Consider the following 10,871-nt stretch of genomic DNA (forward strand, 5'->3'; position numbering starts at 1 on the left):
ACATGCAATGTACAGGTTTAACATTATATTAACTATCACTACTGACCGACAAAAATATTTAGAAAAAAGTAGGGGTTCCACCTAAGTTTCACCCCTAAGTTGTAAATTTGTATTGCAACGCAAATTTTCAACTATGAGCAAAGGTAAGACAAAAAATTTAGTCGGTCAGCCGATTTTTAAACAAATTGTAAAAATGCTGCCACGCGAGCAGTTTGACTTATTGGTACAACAATGCGGTAGCGACCGTTATTATAAAACCTTTTTTTCATGGGATCAGCTAATTGTCATGCTATTCGGGATATTTTCACGCTGCGATTCGATGGGCGAAGTGTGCGACAGCATGCGAGTTTTGGAAGGCAAATTGAATTACCTGAATATGGACTGTTCGCCGGCTAAAAGCACTGCAGGCGATGCTTTGCGCGACAGAAGCGAAGAGCTTTTCAAGCTTTATTATTTTGCATTGATAGCTTATTTTCGTCCGCTTTTGTCGGTCAGCCGAAAAAAAGATGTGAGTTTTGAAGAATTCTACGCCTTTGATTCAAGCACATTCACTCTGTTTTCGGAAGTCATGAAGGGTGTTGGGCGCAACCGTAAAGATGACGGCAAGAAAAAAGGCGGGCTAAAAGTGCATATGCTGACCGACATACACGCCGACACGGCGGTTTTTGCCACTATCAGCGAAGCCAAAATGCATGACAAAAAGTTTCTGGCACATCTAAATCCGGCAAAAGGCAGTATGTTGGTTTTCGATAAAGCCTACAACTTTTATCAGCAGTTTGCCGATTGGACAAGGGAGGGCGTAAATTTCGTCTGCCGCCTGAAAGATAATGCCAAAGCCCAATTACAGGAGGTTCTTTTTGAAAAAAATCTCACAAAAGAAGAATTTGGCGTTTATAAGATAGGACACATTCATTTGGAGTATAAGCGAGAGAAGAAACCCGAAACGCTATGTCTTCGCTTGGTTTACTACAAAGACGAAAAAGGCAGAAAGTACAAGTTTATCACCAACAATTGGGAAATAACGCCCGAAGAGGTGGCTTTGATTTATAAATACCGCTGGACGATAGAGTTGACGTTCAAGAAACTGAAACAAAACTTTCAGTTGCATTTCTTTTACTCAGAAACAGAGAACGGAATAAAAACGCAAATCTGGTGTACGCTGATTGCACACTTGCTGTTGAACGTTGTAAGGGTTTTGTCCGAAAGCAAAAAAGCGTTTTCAACCATTGCTGCTTTGATCAGGATACACCTAATAAGCCATTTGAACTTAACATGGGTAGTAACCGAAGGACGCAGAGCCTACACTAAACGCACAAAAAGTAGAAATAAAAGTCCAGCAAACGTGCAGATGTCGTTGTTCTAAGTGGGGGGGTAGCTTTTTGAAAAAAGGCAAGCAAGAAATACAACTAATTAATAAACAGTAAACTAAAAATAAATATCGACTGATTTTAAGTTTAGTCGGTTAATAGTATTATAAAATAATAAATAAGACGGTATATTTTAAAAACCTACTAAGATGATTCAACACTTAAAAAAAAATAGAGAAGACAATACACTATATTTGAATTAGTTTCGATTTAATCTGACAGTTAAAGGGCAAACAAATTAAATTTGTAATGCTAAAGACAAAATCAAGTTTCACCCTTTAAAACTGTCAGAAATGAATGTAGAAACAAAAGTAATCAAAAGCAGGTTAGGTTTATTGAACTTGGCCGAAGAATTAAGAAACGTATCATTGGCCTGTAAGTATTTAGGATATAGCAGGGATACATTTTATCGTTACAAGGACTTATTTTCAGAAGGAGGAGAAGAAGCCCTCCGGGAAATGAGCAGGAAGAAGCCCAATATCAAGAATCGTATTGAAGCGCATATCGAAGAGCGAGTCGTCGCTTTTGCGATAGAGAACCCAGCTTTCGGGCAAACCCGGGCCTCTAATGAATTGAAGAAAGAGGGCTTGTTTATCTCTCCCTGTGGAGTCCGTTGTGTTTGGCTCCGGCATGACCTGGAGACTTTTCAAAAGCGATTGAAAGCCCTTGAAAGTAAGGTTGCACAGGAGGGATTAATTCTTACCGAATCGCAGGTGGCAGCCCTGGAGAAGGCCAAGGAGGAAAAAGTCGCGCACGGGGAGATAGAGACCTGTCATCCCGGTTATCTTGGCGCGCAGGACACCTACTATGTCGGTCATATCAAAGGTGTGGGCAAGATTTACCAACAAACCTTCATCGACACCTATTCCAAAGTGGCGACAGTCAAGCTGTATGACCGCAAAATAGCACTGGTTGCCGCTGATATGCTCAATGACAGGGTTGTCCCCTTATATGACCAGTATGGTATTCCTTTACTGCGTGTTTTAACTGACAGGGGTACTGAATACTGCGGTGCTAGGGAACATCACGAATATCAGTTGTATTTGGCCATTGAAGACATAGAGCACAGCAAAACAAAGGCCAAGAGTCCCCAGACCAATGGTATTTGCGAACGGTTTCACAGGACTATGCAGGATGAGTTTTATGCCACGGCATTCCGCAAAAAGATTTATAACAATCTGGAAGAACTTCAAAATGATGTGGATGTCTGGCTAGAGTACTATAACAATGAAAGACCTCATACCGGTAAACATTGCTATGGCAAAACTCCAATGCAAACGTGGCTGGACAGCATTCATCTTACAAAGGAGAAAATGTTATCCGATCATTACCAAAATGTTGTATCTTTGCCTCCGTCAGGTGAAAAGGAAACAGGCTCTGCTGGGGAGCAACCTGCCAGCGATAACCTGACTGACTGGAATGGTCAAGGGGGACTAAAATCCCCCTCTCATTATCTTCCTATTCCAAGAAATTATGGCTTAGAAAACCCATCGTATAGAATATAACAAAATAGCCCTACTGTCAGATCAAGTCCAAACTTTTACAACTTATTACTCTACTTTTGTTCCTGAACAGGCAATTTTACCCAATCAGGAACGGTATAATTTTACAAGTATCCCATTCACATTTATAAAAGCCTGCTTTAATAAGCTTCTCTACATTTTTGGGCATCTCAAACTTGTTGATTACCGACTGTATAAAGACCGATAATCGGAACCGAACGCAAATCACTCAAAGTTATCGAACGGTTTGGGGATAAGGAAGAATAGACTCTCTTAGTGCTTTAACTCCTTGATCCGGATATTTTTGAATTTGACAACAGAATTATGTCCCAAAAAGGCGATATGCCCTTTCTTATAGAATAATGTTGCCGGCACCTTGTCGGCGGGAGTGTCTTTGGTTGCCTCTCTTAAATTGCCGTCAACAATTACGGTACCGTTCAAAATGACTTTAATATTGTCGCCATCCGCAATCACCTCCTGTGAATTCCACTCCCCAGCAGGTTTCAAAAAGCCCCGTTTCGCAGGTATCCACCCATATACCGATCCGTGGTACTGGTATGGCTTCAACTCCTTATAGATTGGAGCCTCATTATCCAGGATCTGCAGTTCCATGCCATCGTAACCGCTCGGTGCACTGATCATTTTATGACGGATTCCCAATCCGCTATTCGCTTCGGGGGTCAATAAAAACTCAAAGCGTAAAATAAAATTGTCGAACTCCTGTTTTGTATATAAATTACCGTGCCCGGTTTTAGGATACATCACGATACATCCGTTTTCCAAAACATACTCATCCGTATTGCTTGTCCATTGCGACATGGATGTGCCGTCGAATAGCACCTTAAATCCCTCTCTCTTTTCTTCCTTCGGGAGTCGAAAGAGATTATTATCTTTTTTTGCTGCCTGTCTCGAACTGCTGCTCTCAGTCACTTGACAAGAGACGGTTATCAGCAATAATGCAAGAATTATTCTTAACTGTCTCATTTCTTTATTTTGAGTTTTTGGGCATCCCATTGAATTGCGTCTTTTCGTAGATAACTTTCGAAACTTAATAGTGCAGGAGCTGCTGTCCTGACGGCAAACAGCACATCTGCAGTCAATGGAGTATTGTTTCTGATACCATTGATGAAGTTAAAGTGATGATCATAATGACCTCCCTTATATCCCTTTTCGGCATGAAAGACATACTCCCGGGGGGAGATTTTCTCGGGGGCATTCATTCCCTGTCCCAATTGCTCCAATACTTCAAGATCTTTTGGGTTCACATCTTCCATTGTCTTCAGCACAACTTTATCCCATCCTACGTCCAATGTCCCTTTCGAACCGACAATCTTGAAATCCATACTTCCCCATTTCTTCGAAACGCCATCCACATAATTGGCTCCCAACTGAACCGTGAATGCCCCCAAGTTATTTCTGTCGGGATAATCAAAGTAACCTAGCATTACATCGGGAGTATCGCGCAGGCCATCGGTGTAATGACGTAATCCGCCGGTTGTATATACCTTTTCGGGACCTTCCGCATCCATGATGTAATGAATACTCGACAGAACATGTACAAACAGGTCGCCTGCTATGCCCGTGCCGTAATCTTTCCAGTTACGCCATGCAAAAAAATGTTGGGGATTGAACGGCTTTTTAGGCGCGTTTCCCAAAAAGCGGCTCCACCAGATTGTTTCTTCGGAAGCATCTTCGGGAGCTGTAAAAGCATTCAACCGGCCGGGTGCACTGGTGAACTGGCCGTCTACAAAATTAACGGGACCGATTACTCCCTGCTGCACCAATAACCGGGCTGCCCGGTTCCCCAACGAGGCCATTCCCTGGCTGCCGACCTGAAACTTAACGCCGGTTTTTCTTTGGGCTTCAATCAGCGCCTTGCCCTCGTTCAACTTATGGATAACCGGCTTTTCGCAATAGACATGTTTTCCGGCATTCATCGCCTCAATGGCTATTGGTTGATGCCAATGGTCGGGGGTGGCAATAATAACGGCATCCACATCTTTCCGGGATAGGATTTCCTTATATTCTTTTGTGGTGAAGAGATCATTTCCCCATTGAGCCTTGGCATCCTTCAACCGTTTATCGTACAAGTCACATACACCCACAAGCTTCACACCCTGCACCGATAAGGCCGTATGTGTATTGGAGGTACCCATGCCTCCTTTACCAATCAAGGCAATATTGATATTGGAGTTGGCTGATACCGTTCTTCTCACATCTTTCGCTAATCTTTCGCCTGTCGACGGAAATAACGACGTTGTAGAGCTAAGGGCTACTGAGCCAATGGCCATCTTTTTTATAAATTCACGTCTGTTTTGCATTTTTGTTTAGTTAGGGTCTGCTTATTAATTCCCAATCAGGCACACAATTTCATTTGTGGCCCGAGTGGATAAATGTTTATATTTCTCACTATCATTAACTTCTGTAGTAACGAGACAAAATAAGGTAAGGGAATATCCCTCATATGCCGGATCAGATTCATCACAAAAATGATAGCCCCTATCCAACTCCTTGACGTCGAGGAGAGTCTGGCCCGGATATCATTTAAACCATATCCACGCTTGCCTTGACCAAACTTCCCTTCAACCTGGTTGCGTTCTGCAGCCTCTCGTCGCTCTTTACGTTTTTGGTATTTGCTCTTGATCTCTTTTGCCGGCTTTCGTCCCAGTGGTTCCCCGGTGTAGCGGATTCTTTTCTCTTTCAAGAACCGTCTGTTCTCCCGGGTAAGATATATCTTGTCCACCTGAACCAGCTCCGGATACTTCCCTGTCAGCTTCCTGAAGCGTTCAACCTGTGACTGAAGATCCTGCCCCTCGTTGAAGGCATCCCAGTCAAAATGATCCACCCTGGCATATCCATCCAGCAGGCTGATGTTGATCTTGGCGCCAAACTCCGTCTTGGCCTTGGCTTTACCACGGACGATGGGGCGAACATGTGGCTGATGAATGCTCACGATGCGATCTTCTACCTGATGGCTCTTCTTCTTGTACATTGTCTCCTGTTGTTCCAGCAGATGCTGGATGACAAAAAAATATTTCAGTTGCCGCCTCTCGAAAGGAATCGGTTCATCCTTTATGGTGTCCAGCATCTTGTTAATAATCCGTACATCCCGTTTCAGGTAGTTGATCTGCTTGCGTATCGCTTTTCGTAACACGTAGGCAGGTTTTCTCTTCATTTTCGACACATTCAGGAACTCCTTGCGCGCTACTCTCCTGTATGTGCGGGGTTTATCCTGAACTCCCAGTTTCAAACACAGTTCATCAATCAGTTCTTCTGCCTTTTGACGGCTTTCGTTCAACAAATCCAGGTCTGTGGGATACTTAATGTCCGCATCACAGACCGTTGCGTCCATTTGAAGCTTACCCTTGTTACCCGGATGCGGATCGTCATCATGATCATCTCCATCTTCATCTTCATCATCCTTCGTAACCGTGTCAGCCTCTTCTTGATTTGCCCCGGCTTTTAGCTTCAACCCTTTTCTTATCAAGTCGTCCGTCAATGATTCAAAGACATCAAGGTCGATTCGCTTTCTGATGGAGACCAGCAGTGACGGTGTCATCACCTGTTCATAGGTGAAAGCTTCGAGACCAAGAAAATACTGCATGTAAGGATTCTCCTGGATCATCTCTATCACCCCGCGATCGTCCGTCTTCATGATGTGTTTGATGATGATCACTCCCAGCACAAGCCTGGCATCTTTGGTGGGGGCACCCCGGTTGCTTTTGAAGTTCTTGTAATAAAGCCGGGCGAACTCTTCCCATGGAACTATTTTTGAAAGAATAACCCACCGGTTATTCTCATCCAGTTTTGCCTCAAAGGGCATCTTGAACTCTGAAATTGAAAGCTGCCTGGAGCTCTTGTATCGTATCATAAAATGCAAGGTTTATGAAGTAAAAATACTCAATTTCTTGCAGTTATGCAAATTTTTTACCAACTAATTTACTGATATACAACACAAATGCCAATTATTCAGCAGACCCTAGTTAACTAATGAAATTATCTGAATTCAACTATCTATCTTAAAAGAGGTGATTGAAAGCCAAATTTACGGATTTACCTCCATAATACCTATTAAACAGGGGTAAAAACTAAATTTCAAGATCACCTCCTCGTGGACAGGTGGTTTTAAATTGCACTATAAATTAATATGAAAGAAGATGTTCGGAAAGAGATCTCTTTTCCAAACATCTTCTTTATAATTTCAATTATTCTTCACCCAACACACTAAATTCGGCTATATCACAGCGTGCTCCGCTTGCTGGACCAGTTGCCGGTTTATCATACTCAAATGCGTCGCTGATAACAAATCTGATATATCGAGCTGAAGATCCATCCTGGATGAAAGAGTGTGAACGTGGCGCATTGCTGGGCACACTCCAATCGGATAATTTTGTCCAGTTAACATTGTCATTACTGATCTCTATATATCCGTTTTTAATGTTCCCTCTCCAGGCATCGTTTGGTTTAGTAATACTAATACTGTAGATCTTATACTCTTTTTTCATGTCGAAGATGAAGTAATAGGGAAGTGGCTTGGGAGCATCCCACTTCGATCCCCAGAAAGTACCTAAGTTTCCATCAAGCATTTTCTCCGGAGTGCGGTTAAGTGATGCGTATTGCGGCTCTTCAGAGATACATGAGTTCCAATCGATAATTTCCCAACTTGTACGGTCGAGAGTAACCGGATTCAGTGCAACGACTACAGTTAAATCCGAAAATATGGTAGGATCACTTTTAACTGAAACAGTAACAACAGCTGTTCCTGTGCCAACCGCTTCTAATTCGCCATCCATCACTTTCACAACCGATTCGTCAGAGGATTTCCAAACAAGAGAAGAATCTCTAACAGCGTAATTTACAGGTAACGGTGAGGCTTCCGCAGTGTGTTTTTGATTTAATCTCAAAATCAATTCCTTTTCTAACTGAATGGATGTGATAGGATTCTCCATAACTTCAACAGGTATAACCTTCTTTACGGAGGGTTTATCTGCTACGCTGACCGTAATTTCGGCTTTACCAAAATAAACAGTTGTAACTTTACCCCTATCATCGATTGTTACAATGTCTTCGTCCGACGATTCCCAAATAAGGTTGAATGGGACTTTTTCATTGTAATTAGAGGGTATTGCATTTCCGGCCAACTCCATAGTTTGACCTAATATAATTGAAATAGAGTCATTCGACATCAAATTGGATTTGTTGTACACATCAATCCCTTCAAGGAGTCGAAGCTTTTCCACATCTACGGGTATTGACCTACTCAACCCTTCACTGCTTGTAATATTGATAAAGCATGTACCGTCACTGATTCCACGTACTAACCCTGTTGAACTGACTGTTGCCACAGATTTGTCGGTCGATTCATAGGTGAATGTTTGAGTCGTTGGACTTGCATTAATTTGAAATTCTTCACCTTCTAACAATTCAATTGAAGACTGGGTGGTATAAATCGTGTATTCCACATCTCTTTCCGGTCCGTCGGCACAAGCTGAGAAGATCAACAAACCGACGAAAATGAAAAATGCCCTATATAAAAATCTATTCATATTTTTTTTCTTTAATCAGTTCTTATATTATCAATTATCTTCTACACGAATCAACCTTTCCTCTACTTCTCTCCATCCGGAGTAGGTTCCGTTGCTCTGTTTAAGTCTAAAACGATAGTTGAGGTAGAATACGCGTTGTTTACTTGTACCTTGTACAAGATCAGGAACGTATCTGTTATAACCATTTACGTTGTCAAGCATCTCTACTTCCATTGAACCATAGGGAGTAATCGTGAGTGAATTATCTTCATTGATCTGTACCACAATTGACAGTCTCTCAATGTCCTCAACGGTTGTAGTACTCCCGTAGATTTCGTTACCGACAAACATTCTCACCTTATCTTTTTCCAACGGTTGTACTAATTTTGTACCACTTAATACGGTAATCGGATCGGTCATTGATCCACTTTTTACATAATAGGTAGGTACTAATTGCTCTGCATAATCATTTTCTATGGCCACACGGAACAATACATCTCTTTTCTCTTCATTCACATCATACCGTGAAACACTTTTAATCCTCAACGGTATGAAATACAACGAATCGGGAGACAATCCCAACGGCCTAACTTTTATGGGCAGTCTTGCATAGTGATAATTTGATTTGGCAGGCAATGTTACAGAGTATGACTCAATTTCGTACCTGTCGGCAGGTAACAATTTGGCATACTCGCTCTGATAATTAGTCGAGCCTTAAAAAGCCCATTTTTCTCTGGTTTGTAAAATTTCACCTCCCCTGATGGGGTGAAGTTGCCTGTTCAGGAACACAATTATCTTTTCAAGGAAGAGCCAAAAAGATGACTTCCACTTGTTCATCATCCTTTTGAAGTTGAATCCGGCAGCTGCGAGCATAACATTGATCTCATCCCCGGTGATTCCCTTGTAGTAATTGCAGGAGAGACGGTGATCTTCTTTCAGGTGTCCGATTACAGGCTCAATACCTGCCCGCTTGCGGAAGTACTTTCTCTCTTTATTCTTCCTATAGGTGCTTAGAGCCTTTGAAAAGGATTTGGGGATGTGGATGAGTGTATCCCTGACTTTACTTCTTCCCCGGTACCCCCTGTCGCAGATACCGTTTCGGGGTTTTCTTTCCGTCAACTTCTCCACTTGCTCGATAGCCTTGTCTAGCGTGTGCCCGTCAAATTCATTTCTAAAACTCAGTGCTCCAACAATTACACCGCTACCGGTTCGTGTGATGGATACCTTGTTTCCAAACTCGTACAGTTTATGCTCTTTCCCCTTGCTGATGCATTGCACATCCACCTCGTGCAGTGAATAAACCTTGTTCTTGTCTTTCTTCTTCTGGGCCAGTACCCGCTTGTACAGGTCCAGTTCATTCCGGTAACCATCAACCATGGTACCCAGCTTCCTTTCCACATCGCGTACCAGCCGTCCGGCTATGGTTCTCACTTTCTTATCCGCTTTCCTGGCTTTACCCTTGTTTCGTGGGTGATTTCGGAAGCGCTGATCGTAGGAAAGATCTTTCAGGATTCGCCTGTAACTCTGGCGCAAATCCAAACTGTTCCTGTCTGCTATCTTCCAGCACCTCTTGATAATCTTCTTTGCCAGTTTGTCATCCGTGGGGAAGGTGATATTTTTCTCCTGGACAGTGGTGTCGATGTAAACGTCCTTGTCGTTCGAGTCTTTACCATTGATACGGATGCTCTCCCTTAAGATCAGCTCAATACCCTCTTTGCCGATGCGGTGACGGAAATGAACCAACTCTGACGCTTCACAAGGAACACGAGGTTGGAATTCCTGTTCACCACAAAAATACTGGTAGTAATTGTTTTCACTCCATTGTTCCACCACGCTTTCATCCGAGAGATCTCGGATGTGTTTCAGGATCAATAATCCCACCATCAGGCGAATGGGCTTCGCCGGACGTCCGTTATCGGGACAATACAGGGGTGAGAACTCTCTTTCAAACATCTCCCAATCAATTTTATTGGCCAGAATGAATAGCGGGTGCTTATGATTCAATGTGCTTTCCAGTGAAAAGAACAATGAGTGTTGTGAACGGTCTTGTTGTTTTGCCAGCATGATTTTCTGCAAGATTTATATCTCAAATTTACGAAAACTTGCAGATATAACCAAGGAAAATATCTATTATTTTACTGTATCATAGACGATTGAATACTTTTTAAGGGCTGACTAATTATAATTCAAACTATTATACTTATCTAACATTTCAGTATACGGCTCAAGCGTTACCGTGATATCCTGTTCATTACTGTTTGAACCGCCGCATCCAATAGATACATACCTTACTGGTTCATCCTCATTGAGTGTGTAGGATGTGGCAAAAACATTATCCGAACCACTTAACAAATAAACCAAAGTCTTGTATTGTTCTTCCTGATAAATGGAGTCGGTGTTGCAACCGCTAAAACCAAACACAACGATGCAAGCTATGAATATTTTCAATGATAGTTTCATATATTTTTCAATTTTTC

General features: G+C 42.3%; 8 protein-coding genes and 2 pseudogenes. 2 read left to right on the forward strand and 8 right to left on the reverse strand.

Going from position 1 to position 10,871, the window contains the following annotated elements; all coding sequences use genetic code 11:
• Window positions 1–133: 133 nt before the first annotated feature.
• A complete protein-coding gene (locus ING2E5A_RS04790) occupies window positions 134–1,363 on the forward strand; it encodes an IS4 family transposase (protein WP_071136425.1) in 1,230 nt (409 codons plus the stop codon).
• Window positions 1,364–1,660: 297 nt separating this feature from the next.
• Window positions 1,661–2,689, forward strand: a pseudogene (locus tag ING2E5A_RS04795) (IS481 family transposase); the annotation flags it as partial.
• 453 nt (window positions 2,690–3,142) lie between these two features.
• On the opposite strand, the gene ING2E5A_RS04800 reads toward ING2E5A_RS04795, so the two are convergent.
• The 8 genes and pseudogenes from ING2E5A_RS04800 to ING2E5A_RS04830 form a co-directional block, all read right to left on the reverse strand.
• Window positions 3,143–3,853, reverse strand: coding sequence for a 3-keto-disaccharide hydrolase (locus ING2E5A_RS04800; protein ID WP_071138203.1), 711 nt, complete (start codon window positions 3,851–3,853; stop codon window positions 3,143–3,145).
• Complete coding sequence (locus ING2E5A_RS04805) at window positions 3,850–5,160, reverse strand: Gfo/Idh/MocA family protein (RefSeq protein WP_231960441.1); 1,311 nt, start codon at window positions 5,158–5,160, stop codon at window positions 3,850–3,852. Before ING2E5A_RS04805 ends, ING2E5A_RS04800 begins: the two co-directional genes overlap by 4 nt.
• Before the next feature lie 65 nt (window positions 5,161–5,225).
• Window positions 5,226–6,740, reverse strand: coding sequence for an IS5 family transposase (locus ING2E5A_RS04810; protein WP_071136427.1), 1,515 nt, complete (start codon window positions 6,738–6,740; stop codon window positions 5,226–5,228).
• A 334-nt stretch (window positions 6,741–7,074) separates the two neighbouring features.
• Window positions 7,075–8,415, reverse strand: a complete 1,341-nt coding sequence (locus tag ING2E5A_RS04815) for an Ig-like domain-containing protein (protein WP_071136428.1) — start codon at window positions 8,413–8,415, stop codon at window positions 7,075–7,077.
• A gap of 30 nt (window positions 8,416–8,445) precedes the next feature.
• A complete protein-coding gene (locus ING2E5A_RS04820; protein WP_231960442.1) occupies window positions 8,446–8,910 on the reverse strand; it encodes a BT_3044 domain-containing protein in 465 nt (154 codons plus the stop codon).
• Window positions 8,911–8,925: 15 nt separating this feature from the next.
• A pseudogene (locus ING2E5A_RS15885) lies at window positions 8,926–9,084 on the reverse strand (DUF1735 domain-containing protein); the annotation flags it as partial.
• A 24-nt stretch (window positions 9,085–9,108) separates the two neighbouring features.
• On the reverse strand, window positions 9,109–10,458 hold the full coding sequence (locus ING2E5A_RS04825; protein WP_071136048.1) for an IS5 family transposase: 1,350 nt from the start codon (window positions 10,456–10,458) through the stop codon (window positions 9,109–9,111).
• 111 nt (window positions 10,459–10,569) lie between these two features.
• The gene (locus tag ING2E5A_RS04830; RefSeq protein WP_071136430.1) at window positions 10,570–10,854 is read right to left on the reverse strand and encodes a DUF1735 domain-containing protein; all 285 of its coding nucleotides are present in this window, start codon (window positions 10,852–10,854) and stop codon (window positions 10,570–10,572) included.
• Window positions 10,855–10,871 lie beyond the last annotated feature (17 nt).

It is taken from the genome of Petrimonas mucosa (assembly GCF_900095795.1).
Taxonomy (GTDB): Bacteria; Bacteroidota; Bacteroidia; order Bacteroidales; family Dysgonomonadaceae; genus Petrimonas; species Petrimonas mucosa.

Bases quoted from the DNA above. Each gene is read 5' to 3' on its own strand.
- ING2E5A_RS04790 (WP_071136425.1), top strand. From the start codon at position 134: ATGAGCAAAGGTAAGACAAAAAATTTAGTCGGTCAGCCGATTTTTAAA.
- ING2E5A_RS04800 (WP_071138203.1), bottom strand. From the start codon at position 3,853: ATGAGACAGTTAAGAATAATTCTTGCATTATTGCTGATAACCGTCTCT.
- ING2E5A_RS04815 (WP_071136428.1), bottom strand. From the start codon at position 8,415: ATGAATAGATTTTTATATAGGGCATTTTTCATTTTCGTCGGTTTGTTG.
- ING2E5A_RS04825 (WP_071136048.1), bottom strand. From the start codon at position 10,458: ATGCTGGCAAAACAACAAGACCGTTCACAACACTCATTGTTCTTTTCA.
- ING2E5A_RS04830 (WP_071136430.1), bottom strand. From the start codon at position 10,854: ATGAAACTATCATTGAAAATATTCATAGCTTGCATCGTTGTGTTTGGT.
- ING2E5A_RS04810 (WP_071136427.1), bottom strand. From the start codon at position 6,740: ATGATACGATACAAGAGCTCCAGGCAGCTTTCAATTTCAGAGTTCAAG.
- ING2E5A_RS04805 (WP_231960441.1), bottom strand. From the start codon at position 5,160: ATGGCCATTGGCTCAGTAGCCCTTAGCTCTACAACGTCGTTATTTCCG.